General features: G+C 67.3%; 19 protein-coding genes, 1 pseudogene and 2 riboswitches. Of the genes and pseudogenes, 8 read left to right on the forward strand and 12 right to left on the reverse strand.

Features of this window, described 5'->3' with window-relative positions; genetic code table 11:
• Nucleotides 1-79 precede the first annotated feature (79 nt).
• Complete coding sequence (locus ACUDTM_RS10420) at nt 80-1,360, forward strand: NAD(P)/FAD-dependent oxidoreductase (protein WP_445391297.1); 1,281 nt, start codon at nt 80-82, stop codon at nt 1,358-1,360.
• An 80-nt stretch (nt 1,361-1,440) separates the two neighbouring features.
• Here the strand turns inward: ACUDTM_RS10420 and ACUDTM_RS10425 are convergent.
• The 3 genes and pseudogenes from ACUDTM_RS10425 to ACUDTM_RS10435 all read right to left on the reverse strand — a co-directional run bounded on the left by ACUDTM_RS10425 (nt 1,441) and on the right by ACUDTM_RS10435 (nt 2,665).
• A pseudogene (locus ACUDTM_RS10425) lies at nt 1,441-1,892 on the reverse strand (hypothetical protein).
• A gap of 3 nt (nt 1,893-1,895) precedes the next feature.
• On the reverse strand, nt 1,896-2,327 hold the full coding sequence (locus ACUDTM_RS10430) for a nuclear transport factor 2 family protein (protein ID WP_100450679.1): 432 nt from the start codon (nt 2,325-2,327) through the stop codon (nt 1,896-1,898).
• 71 nt (nt 2,328-2,398) lie between these two features.
• A complete protein-coding gene (locus tag ACUDTM_RS10435) occupies nt 2,399-2,665 on the reverse strand; it encodes a GIY-YIG nuclease family protein (protein WP_111200433.1) in 267 nt (88 codons plus the stop codon).
• A 40-nt stretch (nt 2,666-2,705) separates the two neighbouring features.
• Nucleotides 2,706-2,795: riboswitch (glycine riboswitch) on the forward strand.
• A gap of 13 nt (nt 2,796-2,808) precedes the next feature.
• Nucleotides 2,809-2,912, forward strand: a riboswitch (glycine riboswitch).
• 84 nt (nt 2,913-2,996) lie between these two features.
• Here ACUDTM_RS10435 and ACUDTM_RS10440 point away from each other — a divergent pair.
• Nucleotides 2,997-3,614 carry a trimeric intracellular cation channel family protein gene (locus ACUDTM_RS10440; RefSeq protein ID WP_072167270.1) on the forward strand — a complete coding sequence of 206 codons (618 nt, stop codon included), beginning with the start codon at nt 2,997-2,999 and terminating at the stop codon, nt 3,612-3,614.
• 206 nt (nt 3,615-3,820) lie between these two features.
• Here ACUDTM_RS10440 and ACUDTM_RS10445 read toward each other — a convergent pair whose 3' ends face one another.
• The 6 genes from ACUDTM_RS10445 to ACUDTM_RS10470 form a co-directional block, all read right to left on the reverse strand.
• Nucleotides 3,821-4,894, reverse strand: a complete 1,074-nt coding sequence (locus tag ACUDTM_RS10445) for a 3-deoxy-7-phosphoheptulonate synthase (protein ID WP_072167272.1) — start codon at nt 4,892-4,894, stop codon at nt 3,821-3,823.
• A gap of 295 nt (nt 4,895-5,189) precedes the next feature.
• Entirely contained in the window at nt 5,190-5,447 is a 258-nt protein-coding gene (locus ACUDTM_RS10450) for a hypothetical protein (protein WP_005419663.1), read from the reverse strand.
• 185 nt (nt 5,448-5,632) lie between these two features.
• Entirely contained in the window at nt 5,633-6,373 is a 741-nt protein-coding gene (locus ACUDTM_RS10455) for a DNA alkylation repair protein (RefSeq protein ID WP_445391298.1), read from the reverse strand.
• On the reverse strand, nt 6,370-6,870 hold the full coding sequence (locus ACUDTM_RS10460; RefSeq protein ID WP_072167274.1) for a MarR family winged helix-turn-helix transcriptional regulator: 501 nt from the start codon (nt 6,868-6,870) through the stop codon (nt 6,370-6,372). Before ACUDTM_RS10460 ends, ACUDTM_RS10455 begins: the two co-directional genes overlap by 4 nt.
• A 71-nt stretch (nt 6,871-6,941) precedes the next feature.
• Nucleotides 6,942-8,240, reverse strand: a complete 1,299-nt coding sequence (locus ACUDTM_RS10465) for a sensor histidine kinase (RefSeq protein WP_072167275.1) — start codon at nt 8,238-8,240, stop codon at nt 6,942-6,944.
• A 32-nt stretch (nt 8,241-8,272) separates the two neighbouring features.
• The gene (locus ACUDTM_RS10470) at nt 8,273-8,980 is read right to left on the reverse strand and encodes a response regulator (protein ID WP_065178812.1); all 708 of its coding nucleotides are present in this window, start codon (nt 8,978-8,980) and stop codon (nt 8,273-8,275) included.
• Between the two features lie 106 nt (nt 8,981-9,086).
• On the opposite strand from ACUDTM_RS10470, the gene ACUDTM_RS10475 reads away from it, so the two are divergent.
• Both ACUDTM_RS10475 and ACUDTM_RS10480 read left to right on the forward strand, forming a co-directional pair.
• On the forward strand, nt 9,087-10,010 hold the full coding sequence (locus ACUDTM_RS10475; RefSeq protein WP_069139652.1) for an aspartyl protease family protein: 924 nt from the start codon (nt 9,087-9,089) through the stop codon (nt 10,008-10,010).
• 68 nt (nt 10,011-10,078) lie between these two features.
• Nucleotides 10,079-11,239, forward strand: coding sequence for a serine hydrolase domain-containing protein (locus ACUDTM_RS10480; protein ID WP_111008363.1), 1,161 nt, complete (start codon nt 10,079-10,081; stop codon nt 11,237-11,239).
• A gap of 71 nt (nt 11,240-11,310) precedes the next feature.
• Here the strand turns inward: ACUDTM_RS10480 and ACUDTM_RS10485 are convergent, their stop codons facing one another.
• The 3 genes from ACUDTM_RS10485 to ACUDTM_RS10495 all read right to left on the reverse strand — a co-directional run bounded on the left by ACUDTM_RS10485 (nt 11,311) and on the right by ACUDTM_RS10495 (nt 14,078).
• On the reverse strand, nt 11,311-11,922 hold the full coding sequence (locus tag ACUDTM_RS10485) for a DUF6445 family protein (RefSeq protein ID WP_061478148.1): 612 nt from the start codon (nt 11,920-11,922) through the stop codon (nt 11,311-11,313).
• A gap of 137 nt (nt 11,923-12,059) precedes the next feature.
• The gene (gene groL, locus ACUDTM_RS10490; protein ID WP_005411226.1) at nt 12,060-13,709 is read right to left on the reverse strand and encodes a chaperonin GroEL; all 1,650 of its coding nucleotides are present in this window, start codon (nt 13,707-13,709) and stop codon (nt 12,060-12,062) included.
• A gap of 81 nt (nt 13,710-13,790) precedes the next feature.
• Complete coding sequence (locus ACUDTM_RS10495) at nt 13,791-14,078, reverse strand: co-chaperone GroES (protein ID WP_005411227.1); 288 nt, start codon at nt 14,076-14,078, stop codon at nt 13,791-13,793.
• A gap of 311 nt (nt 14,079-14,389) precedes the next feature.
• Between ACUDTM_RS10495 and ACUDTM_RS10500 the strand changes: the two genes are divergently transcribed.
• The 4 genes from ACUDTM_RS10500 (at nt 14,390) to ACUDTM_RS10515 (ending at nt 19,525) form a co-directional block, all read left to right on the forward strand.
• On the forward strand, nt 14,390-16,180 hold the full coding sequence (locus tag ACUDTM_RS10500) for an endonuclease (RefSeq protein ID WP_065196843.1): 1,791 nt from the start codon (nt 14,390-14,392) through the stop codon (nt 16,178-16,180).
• Nucleotides 16,181-16,248: 68 nt separating this feature from the next.
• Nucleotides 16,249-16,587, forward strand: coding sequence for a divalent-cation tolerance protein CutA (gene cutA / locus ACUDTM_RS10505; RefSeq protein ID WP_065196842.1), 339 nt, complete (start codon nt 16,249-16,251; stop codon nt 16,585-16,587).
• The gene (locus ACUDTM_RS10510; RefSeq protein WP_072167278.1) at nt 16,584-18,965 is read left to right on the forward strand and encodes a protein-disulfide reductase DsbD family protein; all 2,382 of its coding nucleotides are present in this window, start codon (nt 16,584-16,586) and stop codon (nt 18,963-18,965) included. Before cutA ends, ACUDTM_RS10510 begins: the two co-directional genes overlap by 4 nt.
• A complete protein-coding gene (locus ACUDTM_RS10515; protein WP_445391299.1) occupies nt 18,962-19,525 on the forward strand; it encodes a TlpA family protein disulfide reductase in 564 nt (187 codons plus the stop codon). Before ACUDTM_RS10510 ends, ACUDTM_RS10515 begins: the two co-directional genes overlap by 4 nt.
• Nucleotides 19,526-20,017: the final 492 nt, after the last annotated feature.

Genomic DNA, 20,017 nt, shown 5'->3' on the forward strand with positions numbered 1-20,017 from the left:
GGGCCGGCGCTGACGTGACAGGTGGCCGCCGTGCGAAGATGCCAGGCGCTTCCCCCGATGCCCCCACTGGAGTGAGTCGATGAGTCGCGAACGCGTTCCCCACCTGGTCGTTGTCGGCGGCGGTTTTGCCGGTCTCTGGGCCACCCGTGCCCTGGCCCGCGAGCGCATACGCATCACCCTGGTCGATCGCCGCAACCATCACCTGTTCCAGCCGCTGTTGTACCAGGTGGCCACCGCCGGCCTGTCCGCGCCGGATATCGCCGCACCGCTGCGCCACATCCTCGGCCACCAGCGCAATGTGGAAGTCCGCCTCGGCGAAGTGGTGGCCATCGACAAGCAGGCGCGGCAGATCCGCATGGCCGATGGCAGCACGCTGGACTACGACAGCCTGCTGCTGGCCACCGGCGCCACCCACGCCTACTTCGGCAACGATCAGTGGGCCGATGATGCGCCCGGCCTGAAGACGCTGGACGATGCCATCGCGCTGCGCCGCAAGCTGCTGCTGGCGTTCGAACGCGCCGAGGCTGAACCGGATCCGGCGAAGAAGGCGGCGTGGCTGAGTTTCGCCATCGTCGGTGGTGGTCCCACCGGTGTCGAACTGGCCGGCACCCTGGCCGAGATCGCGCGCCACACGCTGCGCAACGAATTCCGCCACATCGACCCGGCCAGCGCCAGGGTGCGGCTGGTCGAGGCTGGGCCGCGCGTGCTGTCCTCGTTCCCGGATGTGCTTTCGCTGAAGGCGCGCCGCCAACTGGAAAAGCTGGGCGTGGAAGTGCTGACCGGAACCCCGGTGAGCGACATCGACAGCCAGGGCTTCAAGCTCGGCGAACAGTTCATACCGGCGCGCACCGTGGTCTGGGCCGCCGGCGTGGCCGCTTCACCGCTGGCGCGCACGCTGGACGTGCCACTGGACCGCGCCGGACGCGTGCCGGTGCAACCGGACCTGACCCTGCCCGATCACCCGGAGCTGTTCGTGGCCGGCGACCTGGCCGCACTGAGCCAGGCCGACGGCAAGCCGGTTCCCGGTGTGGCACCGGCCGCCAAGCAGATGGGCAAATACGTGGCCGAGGTGATCCGCGCACGGCTGCACGGCAAGCCCGAGCCCGGTCCGTTCAAGTACGCCGACTACGGCAACCTCGCCACCATCGGCCGCATGGCCGCGATCGTGCACTCGGGCCGCCTGCAGTTGTCGGGTGTGCTGGCGTGGTGGTTCTGGCTGGCCGCGCATGTGTTCTTCCTGATCGGCTTCCGCAACCGCATCGTGGTGCTGCTGAACTGGGCGGTCGCGTACTGGAGCTACCAGCGCAGTGCGCGCATCATCTTCGGTGATGACCGCGACGACCGGCGGCCAAGGCGGTAGGGCTGCACGCAACGGGGTCGGATCCCTTTCCGCAGGAAAGGGCTCTGACCTCGTCAACACCCTCCACGCATGGCGTGGATCTACTGGTTCATCGGGCCACCGGACACCCGCCGTTTCGACCAGGTCCGGCAGAAGTCCTCCTTCCTCGCGGTGTCGGCAATCTGCGCGGCACTCCAATGCCGGGTGATCCAGATCGTCAGTGCGGTACTGCTGAGATGCCAGCGCAGCATGCCGCGCTGCGGTTGCCGCCACAGGTAGCGCCGGCAATCCAGAAGGCCTCCCGCTCCACTTCAGGCACCTTCTTCATCGCGTCCTTGTCGAAGAACTGGGCGGTAAAGCGCCAGGGGTTCATCGGCTGGTATCCCGCCCGTGGCTCGCTGCTACACGCAGCCACACCACTGGGCGCACGGTCGGCCGGCTTCGGCCGACCGCCTGCCAATGCCAGCCCGAGCAGGTACAGCAGGCCAGGCAGCAGCGCGATGCCGGCGACCAGCACGACGACGGAGATCCATGCTTTGCCGGCGGCACGCATCGCTCACTGTGCCTTCGGCTTTGGATACCACAACGCGTTGACGATGACCCAGCGCTGGTCGAAGCGCCCCATGTGGAAGTAATCGACGAACCAGGGGGTCTCCAGCCGCACCGAGGCCGCGTTGCCGGTCACGTCCAGCACCGTGCAGCGACGATCCCATTGATCCTTCGGGGTCTTCAACGCGCCCTGCTTCGTCAGCGAGACCAGTTCTTCCTTCGACATCCGGCGCAGGCCCAGGCGTTCGTCGGGTGTATCGCCGAGCACAGCGCGCTTGGCCAGGTCCGGATGCAGGGAGCGGGCGACGCGCTGCGGGTCGGCCTCCAGCTGGCCGTCGACGTAGTCGTGGCAGGTGGCTTCGATGGCCGCGATGGTGGCCGGGTCGGCGGCAGGGCTCGTTGCTGCGGAAAGAGCGAACAGCAGGGCGATCGTGGACATCCGGGTCTCCAGCTCTGGGCGCGGGGCGATCATCGCATGGGCCGGGTAGCCCATCCACGCGTGGCGTGGATCTACAGGACCGGCGCCTGCAGCCAGGCCAGCTTGCGTTCGCGGGGCTGCTGCTTGAGTTGCCACTCGGCGCGTGAGGCGGCGGCCCGGTCCGGGTATTCGCGCACGGCCAGCACGCGCAGCGGTGGCCGGGCCCGGGTGTAGCGCGCGCCCTTGCCGGCCTGGTGGGCGGCGAAACGCGCGTCCACGTCGGTGCTGATGCCGGCGTAATAGCTGCCATCGCGGCATTCGAGCAGGTACAGGAACCACGGGCGGGCGGAAGGGGCCATGCCTGGATTATGCCGTGCTGCACTGCAGCGGATATACTGGCGCCCGAATGCAGGAGAGAGGCGCCGCGCTGGCGCCCGCCGAAGGCGCAGGCTCCCATGATCGCTCAGGCCGGTGGGCTGGAATCCCACCAACCATGCATTCGACTCGCCGAGCTGGAGAGAGGTCACCGGGCATGCCCGGGACGATCCGCCGAAGGGGCACGCGGCCAACGCCGCTGAACTCTCAGGCAAAAGGACAGCGGGAGCGGCACCGGTCATCGTCATCCCGTCATTGCGCAGGCAGTGGTGGCAGTTGCGCATGGCCGGCCCCACCGCGCCCGGAGCCTGTTCCATGCTGCTGTCCATCATCTACCTGATTGCCATTTCCGCCGAAGCCATGACCGGTGCACTGTCTGCCGGCCGCCGCCGCATGGACCTGTTCGGTGTGGTCATGATCGCCTGTGTCACTGCCCTCGGTGGTGGATCACTGCGCGACATCCTGCTCGGCCACTACCCGCTGGGCTGGGTGAAGCATCCCGAGTACCTGGGGTTCACCGTATGCGCGGCGCTGATCGCCACTTGGGTGGCACGCTGGATGCACCACTTCCGCCGCACCTTCCTGGTACTCGACGGACTGGGCCTGATCGCCTTCACCCTGATCGGCTGCTCGATCGCGCGCGAAGCCGGCCATGCGATGCCGATCGTGCTGATCGCCGGCATGCTGACCGGGGCGTTCGGCGGCGTGCTGCGCGACATCCTCTGCAACGAGGTGCCGCTGATCTTCCAGAAGGAGCTGTACGCGATCATCGCGCTGCTGACCGGCGCGGCGTATCTGTTGCTGCTGCAGTGGGGCGTGGCCGACGCCACCGCGATCCTGTGCTGCCTCGGCGGCGGCTTCGCGCTGCGCCTGATGGCGATCCACTACCGCTGGGAAATGCCGAAGTTCGTGTACCACGACGAAGTGCATTGAGGTTCGCGTTCGCCTGGGGTTCCATGCTGGGCGCGGATCGACTGCACCACCCCGGCGATGTACCTGGCGCTGTCGCTCATGCGCAGCGCCAGGCGCATCGCCGGTGCAGATGGGCCGGTCTCCAACTCCGGCCGGCCCTGATCGCGGCCGCACCCCCGCAGGCGCTGGCCGCCATCCACACACGTGCCGCCATCAGGCGGCTTCATTCACGCCGCTTCGGACACCTTCACTTCACGACGGGCACGCACGGCCGCAGCCAGTCGCTCCAGCACGGTCACGGTGGTGTCCCAGTCGATGCAGCCATCGGTGATGCTCTGCCCGTAGACCAGCGGCTGGCCTTCCACCAGTTCCTGGCGGCCCCCGACCAGATGGCTCTCGATCATCACGCCCACGATGCGCTGTTCGCCGTCTTCCATCTGAGCGGCGATGTCGTCGATCACCTTCGGCTGGTTCTCGGGGTTCTTCAGGCTGTTGGCATGGCTGGCATCGATCATCAGGCGCGCCGGCAGCTTGGCCTTGGCCAGCACCTGGCAGGCCTCAGCCACGCTGCCAGCGTCGTAGTTCGGTTGCTTGCCACCGCGCAGGATCACATGGCAATCCGGGTTGCCGGTGGTCGACACGATGGCAGTGCCACCCTGCTTGGTGACCGACAGGAAATGATGCGGGTTGGATGCCGCACCCACCGCGTCGGCGGCGATCTTCACGTTGCCATCGGTGCCGTTCTTGAAGCCGACGGGGCACGACAGCCCCGAAGCCAGCTCGCGATGCACCTGGCTTTCGGTGGTGCGTGCGCCGATCGCGCCCCATGCCACCAGGTCGGCGATGTACTGCGGCGAGATCACATCGAGGAATTCAACACCGGCCGGCAGGCCGAGCTTGTTGATGTCGCGCAGGAGGCCACGGGCGACGCGCAGGCCCTTGTCGATCCTGAAGCTGCCGTCCAGGTCCGGGTCGTTGATCAGGCCCTTCCAGCCCACCGTGGTGCGCGGCTTCTCGAAGTACACGCGCATGACGATTTCCAGCTCGCCAGCCAGCGCGTCGCGCAGCGGCTTCAGGCGCTGGGCGTACTCGATGGCGGCCTTCGGGTCGTGGATCGAGCACGGGCCCACCACCACCGCCAGGCGGTCGTCACGGCCGTGCAGGATCTGGTGCAGGGCCGCGCGCGAGGCGCTGACGGTGTCGGAAGCCTCATCGTCACAGGGCAGCATCGCCAGCAGCTGGGCGGGCGGTGTCAGCGGTTCGATGGTGCGGATACGCAGGTCGTCGGTGTGCGGGGGCATTGCAGGAGATCTCCGGAACGTTGGGGGTCCCCAGCGTGGCGGCATGAAAAAAGCCGCCAGGTTCGCTGGCGGCTTTCGGGAATGCGTCTGAAGCTTTCTTCAGGGTGAGCGCAGTCCTTCCTCCGCCAGTGGCTTCGGAAAGTAATACCAGTAAAAGCGGGTGGCGGCTGCGTTCATGGGATCTATTGATAGCACAGCTTTTGCGCAGTGCAAAATGTTTCATCCGCAACTGGGCGCGCGGTTCAGTGATGCGCCTGACCGCGCAGCCCACGCGGTGGCCGCCGTGCAAGGTCGCTCATCTGCCATGCACTTCCACGTCCAGCAGCAGGCCTTCGTGGATGTCGGCCCAGCGCTCCAGCACGCGGTCCAGCTCCTGCCGGGCCTCGTCCAGCTGCTCGGGATTGAGCAGGGAACGGGTGGTGTAGAGATCGGACACCAGCCGGCGCAGTACCGCTTCCGGGATGGCCACCGAGGGCCCTTCCATCTGCGGCAGCTGCAGTGCCGGCGTATCGCCCTGCGGGCCGTACAGCGTTACCTGGAGCGTGCTCTGCATGATCAACTTCCCTGCGGATGGACATGGGCAATGTCCTGTTTACCGCGTCCGGGTGACAGACGCATGTGCCGTGCGCCTCCGGAGGCGCTGTTACAAGGTGGCCAGAGCGGTGTAGAGCTCGATGAGGGTGTAGGACATGGAAGGCCTTCCTTGAGGTTGATGAGGTTGCCGGCCAGCGGCCGGCACTACCGCAACGAGCGCATGGCGCGTTTGCGGATGTAGGCATTGGCATCGCCAGGGTGCTGCTGTTGCCATCGTGCGCACAGCTCACGCAGCCACTGCGGTTGAGTCTTGCCGGCATCGTTGAGCCAGTTCCCGACCGAGTCCTGCACGTAGCGCTCCGGGTCGTTGGCCATTGCTTCCAGCATCGGCAACGCGAGTTCTGGATGCTGCTTGAACAGCGCGATATGCGTGGACCACACGCCTCGTGGGCGCAGCGCTTCGCAGGCGAAGCGGCGCAGGTAAGGCGATGCTTCCTGCGTCCACACCTGCAGGTACTCAAGCGCCTGCAACGGTGCGGCAACGATGTCGCTGCGCAGCGCCAGCCATGCCCATTCGCGCACGCCGAAGTGCGGGTCGTCAGCCAGCGGACGCATCGCCCGCAGCTTGGCCGGCAGCGCCGCGCTGGCATCGCTGCCAATCAGGTAGCAGGCCCAGCCACGCACGGTGTCTGATGCGTGTGCCTGCCAGTGCGCGGGATCACCCTGGCCGGCTTCGTGCAGCAACCGCGCCGCCAGCGCCATGCGCTGGGTGATGCCCTTGCCGGAGGCGTCGCGCATACGTTGCAGCGCTTCCGGCTCGAGCACAGGTGCCACCCCCTGCAACAGCGCGGCGAAATCCACTGCCAGGCATTCGGCCAGATGCGTGGCAGCGGCACCACTGCTGTTGAGTGCACGCAGCCGTTCCGCGGGAATGGGCGTGCTCATGCGGCGGCTTCCCGCCCGGTGTCCGTGTGCTGCCAGACCTTGTGCAGCAGTTGTGACAGCTGCTGCCGTTCATCAGCATCCAGGCCGTTGAACAGGCCGCTGATCCATTGAGTGTGCCGCTCGAACAGCGACTCGGCCAAACGCTTGCCCGGTGCGGTCAACACGATCTGCAGACGACGGCCATCCTCGTCATCGCTGCGACGCTGCAGCAGGCCTTCGCGCTGCAGGCCATCGAGCAGGCCGCTGATGGTGGCCCGGGTCACGCCAGCGCGCTCGGCCAGCGCGTGCGGCGCCAGTGCGCCGCCGGCCCCGTGCAGCAGGAACAGCACGATGAAGCGACCCTCGCTGAGCCCGTGCGGTGCCAACCGTGCAGCGCAGTCGCGATCGATCGACGAGGACAACGAGAGCAGCTGGAAGCACAGGCGGAGCTGCGCGATGTTGGCGTGGCCGCGCCGCTGCGCTTCCTCCAGCAACGCCTGATGCTTGGCTTCGATCATCCTTTCCTAACTTCATGATTAGGCGCCTAATCATATGGAGGAGTGGCCAGTGGAAGCAAATCGGAGTTGACTCAGGAAGTGCGTCCCAGCAGCAGCCGCGCGATCAGCCCCCCGCCCTCGCGGTGCAACAGCTGAAGTTCGCCCGCGTGGCGCTTCGCCACGTTGGCAGCCACGGCCAGTCCAAGTCCGGCGCCCCCGGTGGCGCGGCTACGCGAGCCCTCGCTGCGCTGGAACGGTTGCAGCAGGCGTGCGCGATCGATCTCGGCGATGCCAGGGCCGCGGTCCATCACGTCCAGCTGCACTCCATCACCCGCCGTGGCGACCCACAGCTCCACGGCGCCCGCGTAGCGCTCGGCGTTGTCGATGAGATTGTCGACCGCGCGCCGGAGCAGCAGCGCATCGCCATGCCACGGCAACGTATCCGGGCCCTGAAGGGAAATGTCGACCCCGCGCAGCAGCGCCGCCTGCACGCAGTCCTCCAGCAGCGCTGAAAGATCCAGCATCCGCATCTGCAACGGCTGCAGCTCACCGCGTGCGTAGTCGAGCACCTGCTCGATCATCGTATCCATGCGCTCGATGTCTGCCACCATCCTGGCGGCCTGTGGCGCGGGAGCGAACTCCGCGCGCAGGCGCAGGCCGGTCAAGGGCGTGCGCAGGTCATGCGCCACGGCCGCCAGCATATGCGTCATGTCCCGTGCCTGGGCGCGCAGACGTTCGCGACCGGTGCTGATCGCTGTGGCCAGTACCTGCACTTCGCGTGGACCGTCATCAGGCAATGGCGTTTCGGCCTGCAGGTCGACCCGTGCGCTGGCTTCAGCCAGGCGTCGCAGCGGGCGCCCCAACCGGATCGACGCCCACGCCGCCAGAGGGGCCAGCAGGATCGCACCGCCCAGCAGGGCGAGCATCACCTGGCGGCGCCAGGCCGCCAGGTCACTGTGGTCGCTGCCGACCACCCGCCATCGGCCATCGGCTTGCCGCATCCCCAGTTCGAACGGCGGCCACTGCATGGCGGTCAGCAACGCGGCCTGCGATTTCAGCACGCCAGCACGAGCGGAGGCGTCCAGTACCGCGCCACCCTCGATGACCTGCACATCGGGCGCCCTGCCCTGCCCCGTCCACACCAGGCGTACATTTCTGGCCGGCAGGTCCATCTGCAGCGCCACCAACTGGGTGAGCCAGTCACTGGCGCTGCCCCGGGGTGGCGCGTCCTGCGTCGACATATGCAATCCCAGTGGCGCCGGCGCCTGTTCCCCACGCAGCACCTGCATCGCATAGTCCAGCCGCATCGGTGGCGGCGCGGGCCGGGGCATCCACCCCACTACCGCCACGCTGACCAGGGTTGCCAGCAGCAGGCTGGCCAAGGCCAGCATCGCGATCCAGCGGGTGGTTGACCACCGGCTGCTCACAACACCCCTACCTCCGCGTTGAAGCGGTACCCTTCGCCACGCAGTGTCTGCACAAGGGCTTCAGCGCCGGACGCGGCCTGCCCGAGCTTGCGGCGCAGGCGGCTGATCGCAAGGTCGACGGCACGGTCCACGCTGTCGCTGGCTTCGCCGCGACTCAACTGCAGCAGCTGTTCGCGCGCCAGCACCCGCCCGGGACGTTCAGCCAGTGCCAGCAGCAGGGAGAATTCACCGCGGCTCAGCACCAGTTCGGCGCCATCCGGCGCGAACAGGCGACGCTGGTCAGGCAGCAATCGCCAGCCATCAAACCGCAGCTCGCTGGCCACCTGTGCGCGCAGCTTGTCCTGCCTGCGCATCAGCGCGCGTACCCGCGCCAACAGCTCGCGCGGGTCAAACGGCTTGGCCAGGTAGTCGTCCGCGCCCATCTCCAGGCCGATCACGCGATCCGGCGCGGCCCCCATCGCCGACAGCATCAGGATCGGGATCGCCCGCGCCTGCAGCCGGCGGCATACCGACAGGCCATCCTCACCGGGCATCATCCAGTCGAGGATGATCAGGTCAGGACGTTCAACCTGCAGCAACACGTCCAGCGCCGTTGCATCCGCCGCCACACGCACCTGGTAGCCGTGCAGCAGCAGGTGGTCGGCGATGGCGTCACGAATGCTGGCATCGTCATCGACGACGATGACGCGGATGGGAGTGTTCATTGCCTCAGTATCCCGCACCTGTGTATCAGGACGGTATCAATGCCGATATCGCAGTGATACGCCGCTGCGCGCCAATGGCCGCCCACGATCACTGCGGAGTCTCCCCTTGCGCCTGTTCCTGCTGCCCCTGTTCGCCATCCCCTTGCCGGCGCTCGCCTCCGATGCCGCCGAGCACGTCCTGCCGATGTGGATGCAGGGCGGTCATCCGGCAGTGGCCGTCTCGCTGGACGGGCGTTCAGAGCCGCTGCGCTTCGTGGTCGACAGTGCCGCCGGGGCAACCCTGGTCGATGCACGCGTAGTGCGGCGCTACGGTTTGCAGGATGCGGAAGCGGCAGTGTCGCAGGCCCAGGGCGCGAGCGCGAAGGCGGCGCAGTTGCAGCGCATGCGCAGCACAGCGTGGCAGCTGGGCAGCTGGCAATTGAAGGCCAGCGGCATGCAGGTCGACCTGTCATCGCTGGCGAAGGGCGATGATCCGGCCATTGACGGCTTGATCGGCAACGACCTGACCGGGCGCTGGGACACCCGTTGGGACTTCGGCCGCAATCAACTGGCGCTGTGGACACCCGGCGGCTTGGACCTGGAAGGGCCGGGTTGCCAACCCAATGCGCTGCCCGGCCGCGATGACGGCCTGCGCCAGTTCGGCTTCATCACGCTTGCCTTGGGTACGCCCGGCGTGGACGCCATCGCCGTGGTCGACACCGGTGCCGCGCAGACCGTCCTCAACGCCGAAGCAGCCCGCGCACTGGGCCTGCGCACTGACGGCAGCGATGCTCGGGTGCGTGCACGTGAAGAGGGCACCGAGGGGCTGGGTGGCGGTGCGCAGGCAACCTGGCTGTACACCCTGCCCGGCATGACCGGCGGCAACTGGCAGCACCCGCCGATGGAGGTCCGGATCAGCGAACTGCCGGTGTTCAGGGCGATCGGCCTGGAGGCGCGACCGGCCTTAATCCTCGGTGCCGACGCGATGCGCGGTGGCCAGGTGGACATCGGTGCGGGTGCCGCGCGGATCTGCCTGCGCCGACCCGGCTGACATCCGGCGCATGACGGCGGGAGCTGGCAGGCGTAGCATCGCGCCACGTCCCGCCAGGAGTTCCACGCATGCGCCGTGCTGTCCTGCTGTTGCTGACGCTGCTCCCGCCGGCCGTGCTGGCCGCGCCGCCGCTACCCTCGCCCGCGCGCATCGATGCCGAAGCACAGCGGCTGATGCAGGCGGCGCATGCGCGCGGGATGGCGCTGGCGGTGATCGATGGCGGCAAGGTGGTACACGTGGCCGCCTACGGCGAACGCAACGCCGCAGGCGAGCCACTGCGCACCGATACCGTGATGTACGCCGCCTCGCTGACCAAGATGGCGTTCGGCCACCTGGTCGCACAGCTTGCCCAGGACGCGCGGATCGAGCTGGACGCCAGCATCGCCACGGCGCTGGACAAGCCGCTGCCGGACTACCCGCCAGAGCCGAAGAAGTACGCCGACTACAGCGTACTGGCCGATGATGCGCGCTGGCGCCAGCTCACCCCGCGCCTGCTGCTCAACCATTCCAGTGGCTTCGCCAACTTCGGCTTTCTCGAACCGGATGGCCGCCTGAAGTTCCACTTCGATCCGGGCAGTCGTTATGGGTATTCCGGCGAAGGGCTGATCCTGTTGCAGTTCGTGATCGAGCGTGGACGGCTGGGCCAGGACGTGGGTGCATTGATGCAGCGGCAGGTATTCGACCGCTTCGGCATGGTCCGCACCAGCATGATGTGGCGTGAGGATTTCGCCGCCAACCTGGCCGATGGCTGGACAGCGGAAGGCACGGTCGAGCCGCACGATGAACGCAGCCGCGTGCGTGCGGCCGGTTCGATGGATACCACCATCGCCGACATGGCGCGCTTCGCCGCCGGCTATGTCCGCGGCGATGGGCTGTCGCCTGCAATGCGCAGGGAACTGGTGCGGCCGCAGCTGCCGATCACCACCGCCAGCCAGTTCCCCACGCTGCAGCCGGAGCTGCCCGTGGCGCAGCAACGCAAGGATCTTGCCGCGGGCCTGGGCGTGGTGACGTTCCGCGGCCCGCAGGGCGCAGGTTTCTACAAGGGCGGCCACGACGATGCGGTCGGCAACACGCTGGTGTGCATCGAACGGCACAAACGCTGCGTGGTGATTCTGGGCAACGATGTACGGGCGGAAGCTGCGTTCCCGGCACTGGTGGCATTCGTACTGGGCGATACCGGCGTGCCGTGGCAGTGGGAGTATGGTGCGGCGAAGGCATTCGTCGAATGAGGGTGCGATGACGCCTGCATGGCGAACGCGGCTGGGAGAGGAGCATCCACGCCAAGCGTGGATGGCACTCTTCAACGCGCCTGCTCGAAGAACATCAGGTATACCAGCCGGCCATTCTCCGGTCGATCACCGAACGCTGGCCCGGCGGTGTGCCAGAACCAGGGCCGCAGCAGCACCAGCCGGTTGAAGCGCATCGGAATGCGCATGGTCATTTCCCACTGGCTGTCGTCGTTGCTGTCGCGCTCGATGATGTCGCGATGCATGTCGCCGCCGTTGGCGTAGCCCAATGCGGCCAGCTCCGCCGCGTCCAGGGCCATGCGCTCGGTGCCGGTACGGCGATGGCGGAAGAACTCGGTGCCGCCCTCGCAGTGCTCCGGTGCACTCAGGTAGAGAATGCCCGACCAGTGCGAGTGGTCGGCGTGTACCTTGGCGCGGCCGATGTCGCCGGCGAGGGTAAGGCGGAACTTGCCGTGCGACTGCAGCGGGTTGACCGGCCGCAGCGGTTCGTTGACCAGTCGCGAGACCGCACCGGACAGTCCCTCCAACTCCAGCCGCTGCTGTGAATTGCGGCCGGGGAATGCGCCCTCCTGGACGGGATAGTCCAGGCCCAGTGCCGCCTGGCGCAACCCCTGCGCATCGGCGGGAGAAAGGAAGTCGTCAACGACGATGAACGAGGTAGGCATGGTTACCGAGCGTAGCGATGCACTGCGGCGACGGCAACCGGGCAACGAAAAACCCCGCCTTGCGGCGGGGTTCTTCTTTACATCACATCGGGAAGGCGTGCCGACCGAGGCCGGCAACGACCGCCGGAGGCGTGGACTTAGAAGTCCATGCCGCCCATGCCGCCCATGCCACCCATGCCACCAGCGCCGCCCATGGCCGGCTCGTCCTTCTTCGGAGCTTCGGCAACCATGGCTTCGGTGGTGATCATCAGGCCGGCGATCGAGGCCGCGTTCTGCAGGGCCGAACGGGTCACCTTGGTCGGGTCCAGGATGCCGAACTGCAGCATGTCGCCGAACTCGCCGGTGGCCGCGTTGTAGCCGAAGCTGCCGGTGCCTTCCTTGACCTTGTTGATGATGACCGACGGCTCGTCGCCAGCGTTGGCCACGATCTCGCGCAGCGGGGCTTCCATCGCACGCAGGGCAATCTGGATGCCGTGGTTCTGGTCTTCGTTGGCACCCTTCAGGCCGGCCAGCGCGGTGATCGCGCGGACCAGGGCAACGCCGCCGCCCGGGACCACGCCTTCTTCAACGGCTGCACGGGTGGCGTGCAGGGCGTCGTCGACGCGATCCTTCTTTTCCTTCATTTCGATTTCGGTCGAGGCGCCGACCTTGATCACCGCAACGCCGCCGGCCAGCTTGGCCACGCGTTCCTGCAGCTTCTCGCGATCGTAATCCGAGGAGGTGTCCTGGATCTGGGTCTTGATCTGCGCCACGCGTGCATCAACGTTGGCCTTGTCGCCGACGCCGTCGATGATGGTGGTGTTCTCCTTGGAGACCTGCACCTTCTTGGCGCGGCCCAGGTCCTTGATGGTGGCCTTTTCCAGCGACAGGCCGACTTCTTCGGAGATCACGGTGCCGCCGGTCAGCACGGCCATGTCTTCCAGCATCGCCTTGCGACGGTCGCCGAAGCCCGGGGCCTTGACGGCCACGACCTTGACGATGCCACGGATGGTGTTGACCACCAGGGTCGCCAGCGCTTCGCCTTCAACTTCCTCGGCCACGATCAGCAGCGGCTTGCCGGCCTTGGCGACGCCTTCCAGCACCGGCAGCAGGTCACGGACGTTGGAGATCTTCTTGTCGTGCAGCAGGATGAACGGGTCATCCAGGTCAGCGGTCTGCGACTGCTGGTTGTTGATGAAGTACGGCGACAGGTAGCCGCGGTCGAACTGCATGCCCTTGACCACGTCCAGCTCGTTGTCCAGGCCCGAGCCTTCTTCAACGGTGATGACGCCTTCCTTGCCGACTTCCTTCATCGCGTCAGCGATGATCTGGCCGATCGACTCATCCGAGTTGGCCGAGATGGTACCGACCTGGGCAATCGCCTTGTCGTCGGCGGTCGGCTTGGAGATGTTCTTCAGCTCGGCGACGGCAGCCGAAACGGCCTTGTCGATACCGCGCTTGAGGTCCATCGGATTCATGCCGGCGGCAACGGCCTTGGCGCCTTCGCGGATCAGGGCCTGGGCCAGCACGGTGGCGGTGGTGGTGCCGTCGCCGGCATCGTCGTTGGTGCGCGACGCGACTTCCTTCACCATCTGCGCGCCCATGTTCTCGAACTTGTCAGCCAGTTCGATTTCCTTGGCGACGGAGACGCCGTCCTTGGTGATGGTCGGGGCGCCGAAGCTCTTTTCCAGCACGACGTTGCGGCCCTTCGGGCCCAGGGTGGCCTTGACGGCATTGGCGAGAACATTGACGCCGCGCACCATGCGCGAACGGGCGTCTTCACCGAAACGAATATCCTTGGCAGCCATTGCATTTACCTCATTGGTAGCGCCGGACGATGCCCGGCGGCTGGGAGTTTGGGATCAGGTTGAAACAGGTCGCGCCGGGGCTCAGCCGATGACGGCGAGCACGTCGTCTTCGCGCAGGACCTTGTATTCGACGCCTTCGCTCTTGTACGAGCTGCCGGCGTACTGGCCGTAGATGACCTTGTCGCCGACCTTCAGCGACGGCGCGCGCACGTTGCCGTTGTCCAGCGGCTTGCCGGGGCCGACGGCCACGACCTCACCCTTGGTGGACTTTTCCTTGGCCGAGTCGGGGATGACGATGCCACCGGCGGAGATTTCGTCGGCTTCGATCGGCTTGACCACAACGCGGTCGTGCAGCGGCTTGATGCTCATAGGAGACCTCTTAAGTGATTGATTGGTCTAAAAAAGTCCGGCGATGTTAGCACTCACCCCAGGCGAGTGCCAGAACCGCACGTGAAGAAACCCGACAACGTCGGGAGCAGGGCAGAGATGGAGCCCTGCCGCCCCCTTTCAAGGGCGGAATGAAAAAATTTTTTCGCCCGCACGCCTCGGCCAGGGCGTCGGTCCAGATCAATTTCGGTGACAAGCGTCGCACTGTCAGATATCTGACGTTCATTTACGACAAAGTGTCACTGGATCGGCCTTAGGCTCGGTCAGGCATTCCCAATCACAAGGAGTAGTCGATGCGATTGCTGTCCCCGCTTGCCGCCGCCTGCCTGCTGGCGCTGGCCGCTGCGCCGGTCCAGGCCGAGGTCTTCATCAATGAACTGCACTACGACGACAGCACCGCCGCCGGTGACGTCGGCGAAGCGATCGAGGTCGTAGCCACTGCCGGTGAGGACCTGTCCGGCTACCGCCTGTACCTCTACAACGGCAGCAACCCGTCGGCCGCCACCGTCTACGCCAACAATCCGGTCCCGGCCGGCACCGCCGCCGGCTGCGGCAGCGCCACCATCGCCGTGGTCAACTATCCGACCAACGGCCTCCAGAATGGTCCGAACGACGGCATCGCCCTGGTCGATGCCAGCGGCAAGGTGGTCCAGTTCCTCAGCTACGAGGGCGCCATCACCGCCTCCGGTGGCCCTGCCGCGGGCATGACCAGCCAGAACATCCCGGTGGCCGAAAGCAACAGCACCGCGCCGGGCACCTCGCTGCAGCTGACCGGCAGCGGCAGCCAGTACGCCCACTTCACCTGGGCCGAATCGGCCGGCCAGACGTTCGGCAGCTGCAACAACGGCCAGACCTTCAGCGGCGGCGGCACGCCAGGCCCCAACACGCCGCCGTCAGTCTCCACCACCACCCCGGCGCAGGGCAGCAGCACCTTCCCGGCTGCCGCCGACCTGGAAGTGGTGTTCAGCGAGACGGTGAACCTGGCCAGTGGCGCCTTCGCCCTGAGCTGCGGCACCTCCGGCACCGTGCCGCTGACCTTCCCGGCCAGCGGCCGCAGCGTGAAGCTGTCCACCAACACCGCGCTGGTGGCCGGTGAAGCCTGCCGCTTCGACATCCGCGCTGCGCGCATCACCGACCTGCAGGGCGCGCATCCGGCCGCCGACAGCCGCATCGCCTTCACCGTGGCCAGCACCGGCGGCAATCCGGACCCAGGCAACCCGGGCGTGCCGGCCGGCTACTACTCCAGGGTCAACACCAGCAGCCCCAGCCAGCTGCGCTGCTCGCTGCACGCCACCATCAAGGGCCATACCGCCTACCCGTACAGCGGCTCGGGCACCAGCACCTGGACCATCCTGGAAATCGCCGACGAGGATCCGAACAATCCGAACCGCATCCTCGATGCCTACCGCAACCGCAGCTACGCCAAGGTCAGTGATCGTGCGGGCACCGGCAGCGGCCTGACCTACAACCGCGAGCACACTTGGCCGAACTCGCTGGGCTTTGCCACCACCACCGGTGACAAGGGCCTGCCCTACGCGCCGTACACCGACACCCACATGCTGTACCTGACCGACGCGCAGTGGAACGCCGACCGTGGCAACAAGCCGTTCGCCAAGTGCGATGCCAGCTGCGGCGAGCGTGCCACCGAAGCCAACAATGGGCAGGGCGGCGGCAGCGGTGGCTACCCGGGCAATTCCAACTGGGTGCGCACGCCGGACGGCAACACCGGCACCTTCGAGGTGTGGGGCAAGCGCAAGGGCGACATGGCGCGTGCGGTGATGTACATGGCGATCCGCTATGAGGGCGGCAAGGATGCGGCCACCGGCCAGTCCGAGCCGGACCTGGAGCTGACCGACGACCGCAGCAAGATCGTCAAGACCAGCAGTTCGCCGGCCTACATGGGCCTGCTGTCGACGCTGATCGACTGGCACCTGTCCGATCCGCCGGATGATGCCGAGCGTGCCCGCAATGACGTGGTCTACAGCTTCCAGGGCAATCGCAACCCGTTCATCGACCACCCCGAGTGGGCGACCCCGGCCCTGTTCACCTCGGCCAAGCCAGCCACCTGCCAGCTGGCCAACTGACCGCGCAACGCAGCGGTCCACTGCCGCCGCCGGGCCCTGACCCGGCGGCGGCCCTATACTCGGCGGTCATGCCGATCGTCGATCCCGTCCTGCTGCTGTTGACCACCTGCCCGGACCGGGCCAGTGCAGAGCGCATTGCGCACGCGCTGGTCGGCGAGCGCCTGGCCGCGTGCGTGACCCGCCTTGATGGCGCGCAGTCCACCTACCGCTGGCAGGGCGAGGTGACCACCGATGCCGAGCTGCAGCTGCTGGTAAAGACCACCGCGAGCCGCATCGATGACGCAATCGCCCGGATCGTCGAACTGCATCCGTATGAACTCCCGGAGTGCATCGCGGTCGAAACCCGGGCCGGCCTGCCGGCGTATCTGGACTGGATCCGGGCACAGACCCGGGAGGACACTGATTGAAGACTCTGTTTGCGCGTGGCGCTGCCTTGTGCGCCCTGTTGTGGCTCTCGCTGCCCGCCTTGGCCCTGGATGAGAAGGACCTGCTGCCGGTGGACCAGGCGTTCGCGCTGACCGCCACGGCCCCCGAACGGGGCCAGGTGCAACTGCAGTTCAAGATCGCACCGGGCTACTACCTGTATCGCCACCGCACCAGCGTCAAGGCGGATCCGGCATTCAATGCCGGCACGCTGCAGATGCCCAAGGGTGACAGGCACCACGATGATTTCTTCGGCGAGGTCGAAACCTATCGGGAGCGCCTGCAGGCCACCCTGCCCGGCACGCCGACGGACGCCGCCGGCACCATCAGCCTGGAAGTCCGCTACCAGGGCTGCGCCGATGCCGGCGTCTGCTACCCGCCGCAGAAGCGCGTGGTGCAGGTCACCCTGCCGGGTGCCGGTGCGGCGGCCGCGGTGCCTGCCGCGCGTACCGGTGCCGCCAGTCCGTTCAACAACCCGCTGGCCGGTGCCGGCAACAGCGGTGGCCTGCGCCTGCCGGGCGCGGCCAACAACAGCCAGGCGCTGCCGCTGCCGTCGGAACAGGCGTTCGGCTTCGATGCCATCGCCAGCGACGGCAACACCCTGCTGCTGCGCTTCAGCCCGGCACCCGGCTACTACCTGTACCGCGACCGCACTTCGCTGAAGCTGGAAGGCAGCGCCGGCGTGCTCGCCGACAAGCCGCGCTGGCCGGCCGCGCAGTCGCATCGCGACGAGCACTTCGGCGATGTCTCGGTGTACTTCAACCAGGTGGAAGTGCCGCTGCCGCTGCGCCGCACTGTTACTGATGCGGTCGACAGCACCCTGGTGGTGACCTTCCAGGGCTGCCAGACCGATGGTATCTGCTACCCGCCGATGACCCGTCGGGTGAAGCTGTCGATTCCGGCCGGCAAGCTCACCGCCGGCACCGGCCAGGCGCCAGTGCGCGAGGAAGCCGTCAATGCGCTGCACGCTGCCGGTGCGCCGCGTGAATCCGCCAATGGCGTACCGCTGCGCCTGCTGCCGACCGTACCCAACGACGGCAACGCCACTCCCGCCGCCACGGGCGGCCAGGGCGCAGGCAACGCGTTCGCCACCGACGCGCGTGGTGACAATGCGCTTCGCACGCGTCCGCCGGCGACCACCCCGAACCCGGACCGTTCGTTCGTCTGGGTGCTGCTGCTGGCGCTGGCCGGTGGACTGGTGCTGAACCTGATGCCCTGCGTGCTGCCGATCCTGTCGCTGAAGGTGCTGAGCCTGGCGCAGAGCGGCGAAAGCCCGCAGCGCGCCCGCAGCCACGCGCTCTGGTACACGTTGGGCGTGCTGGTCGCGTTCGCCGTGATCGGCGCATTGATGGTCAGCCTGCGCGCGATCGGCAACGCCGTCGGCATCGGCTTCCAGTTGCAGCACCCGGGCGTGGTGGCGGCACTGGCCTACATCATGTTCGCGGTGGGCCTGAGCCTGTCCGGCGTGTTCACCCTCGGCGGCGGCATCGGCAACCTTGGCCAGTCGCTGGCCAGCCGCAGCGGCCCGGCCGGTGACTTCTTCACCGGTGCGCTGGCCTGCGTGGTCGGCAGTGCCTGCGTCGGCCCGTTCATGGGCGGTGCGATCGCCTACGCCTTCATTGCCCCGCCGCTGAAGGCGATGACCGTGTTCCTGTTCCTCGGCCTGGGCCTGGCGCTGCCGTTCCTGCTGATCGGCTTCGTGCCAGCGCTGGCACGCCGCCTGCCCAAGCCCGGCCCGTGGATGGAAACGCTCAAGCACGTGCTGGCCTTCCCGATGTACGCCACTGCGCTGTGGCTGCTGTGGGTGCTGGGCAAGCAGCGCGGCGTGGACGGCATGGCGCTGGTGCTGGGTGGCCTGCTGCTGTTCGCGTTCGGCCTGTGGCTGTTTGAACGCAACCGCTGGACCGGCTCGCGTGCGGGGACCCTGCTCGGCGTGCTGCTGGCGATCGGTGCACTGGTTCCGGCCTGGGGCGTGACCCAGCTGGCACCGCCGGCGAGGGCCGCACAGGCCGCCAGCGACAACGTGGTCGAGTATTCGCCGCAGCTGCTGGACCGCCTGCGCGCCGACAACCGCGTGGTGTTCGTCAACATGACCGCCGACTGGTGCGTGAGCTGCAAGGCCAACGAACGTGCGGTGCTGTCACGGCCGGAGTTCAAGGAACTGCTCAAGCGCACCAATGCGGTGTACATGCGCGGTGACTACACCAACGTCGACCCGCAGATCACCACGTTCCTGGAAGAGCACAAGGCGGTGGGCGTACCGCTGTACGTGGTGTACGGCCCCGGCGCGCCGCCGACCGTGCTGCCGACCCTGCTGACCCAGGCGGTGGTCGAGGAAGCGCTGCTGCGCACCGCACGATGAAGTGGCAACGGCCAGCGCTGCTGTGGACAGCGGTGCTGGCCGCCGGCCTCGGCCTGTGGGCCGGGCACCGCCTGGCCCCCGGCCCATCATCACCTGCCGTGCCAGCGACGGCTTCCAGGGCGACGGCCATGAAGCCCACGCTGCAGGTGGGCGATCAGTTGCCCGCGCTGACACTGCCGGACCTGGCGGGACAGCCATTGGTCCTGCGCGATCGCTTTGCCGGCCGGCCGCTGCTGATCAACGTCTGGGCCAGCTGGTGTGCGCCCTGCGTGGAAGAGATGCCCGAACTGGCGCGCTTCGCCGATGCCCAGGGCGACAACGGTGTGCAGGTGCTGGGTCTGGCGCTGGACACGACGGACGACGTGCGCGGTTTCCTGCAGCAGGTGCCGGTGGACTACCCGATCGTGATCGAGACACCGGGCCCGCGCGATGCCAGCGTGCAGCTCGGCAACGCGCAAGGCCTGCTGCCCTACAGCGTGTTGTTCGATGCGCAGGGGCGAATGGTAAAAGCGAAGCTGGGACCGTTCGCCCACGGCGAGATCGACAGCTGGGTGAAGTGAGGGTGTTTTTTGCAGGGCTTGCAGCCCTGCACCCGGCTCAGTGCAACGCCAACAGCCAAAGCGGGCATTCCGCGGGTTGGCGGGGCGATGTCGGAGTGGGGGGACGCTGCATGTACGTCCCCGTAAGCTTGGCAGCCGCTTGCTCGTGTGCGCTGTCCTGCGCACACGTCAAGACCGGGGTTGGGCGTCCTGCCCAACCCGCCCGAGGCATGCCTCGGGCCCATGCGGCTGACACCCCGCACTCCGACACCGCCCCACCTCTGACAGATCTTCGCGGCTGTTGGTAGGTGTCGACCTTGGTCGACACATCTGTCAGATATCGATATTCAGAACGGAATCAGACCCCGTGCCGACCAACGGTCGGCACCCACCAAAGCAGAACGCCGTTCCGACAGATCGCAGGAAACTGTCGAAGGCGGGGTGGCTCCGGTTGAGGGGGTGTCCGCGGCATGGATGCCGTGACCAAGGCTACAGGGACGTACTTGCGCCGTC

Source organism: Stenotrophomonas maltophilia group sp. vghtpe118 (genome assembly GCF_052605195.1).

Coding starts and splice junctions, on each gene's coding strand:
- ACUDTM_RS10470 (WP_065178812.1), bottom strand. CDS start 8,980: ATGAACACTCCCATCCGCGTCATCGTCGTCGATGACGATGCCAGCATT.
- ACUDTM_RS10455 (WP_445391298.1), bottom strand. CDS start 6,373: ATGAGCACGCCCATTCCCGCGGAACGGCTGCGTGCACTCAACAGCAGT.
- ACUDTM_RS10515 (WP_445391299.1), top strand. CDS start 18,962: ATGAAGTGGCAACGGCCAGCGCTGCTGTGGACAGCGGTGCTGGCCGCC.
- ACUDTM_RS10480 (WP_111008363.1), top strand. CDS start 10,079: ATGCGCCGTGCTGTCCTGCTGTTGCTGACGCTGCTCCCGCCGGCCGTG.
- ACUDTM_RS10420 (WP_445391297.1), top strand. CDS start 80: ATGAGTCGCGAACGCGTTCCCCACCTGGTCGTTGTCGGCGGCGGTTTT.
- ACUDTM_RS10460 (WP_072167274.1), bottom strand. CDS start 6,870: ATGATCGAAGCCAAGCATCAGGCGTTGCTGGAGGAAGCGCAGCGGCGC.
- ACUDTM_RS10465 (WP_072167275.1), bottom strand. CDS start 8,240: ATGCTGGCCTTGGCCAGCCTGCTGCTGGCAACCCTGGTCAGCGTGGCG.
- ACUDTM_RS10450 (WP_005419663.1), bottom strand. CDS start 5,447: ATGCAGAGCACGCTCCAGGTAACGCTGTACGGCCCGCAGGGCGATACG.
- groL (WP_005411226.1), bottom strand. CDS start 13,709: ATGGCTGCCAAGGATATTCGTTTCGGTGAAGACGCCCGTTCGCGCATG.
- ACUDTM_RS10440 (WP_072167270.1), top strand. CDS start 2,997: ATGCTGCTGTCCATCATCTACCTGATTGCCATTTCCGCCGAAGCCATG.
- ACUDTM_RS10485 (WP_061478148.1), bottom strand. CDS start 11,922: ATGCCTACCTCGTTCATCGTCGTTGACGACTTCCTTTCTCCCGCCGAT.
- ACUDTM_RS10495 (WP_005411227.1), bottom strand. CDS start 14,078: ATGAGCATCAAGCCGCTGCACGACCGCGTTGTGGTCAAGCCGATCGAA.
- ACUDTM_RS10430 (WP_100450679.1), bottom strand. CDS start 2,327: ATGTCCACGATCGCCCTGCTGTTCGCTCTTTCCGCAGCAACGAGCCCT.
- cutA (WP_065196842.1), top strand. CDS start 16,249: ATGCCGATCGTCGATCCCGTCCTGCTGCTGTTGACCACCTGCCCGGAC.
- ACUDTM_RS10500 (WP_065196843.1), top strand. CDS start 14,390: ATGCGATTGCTGTCCCCGCTTGCCGCCGCCTGCCTGCTGGCGCTGGCC.
- ACUDTM_RS10435 (WP_111200433.1), bottom strand. CDS start 2,665: ATGGCCCCTTCCGCCCGCCCGTGGTTCCTGTACCTGCTCGAATGCCGC.
- ACUDTM_RS10445 (WP_072167272.1), bottom strand. CDS start 4,894: ATGCCCCCGCACACCGACGACCTGCGTATCCGCACCATCGAACCGCTG.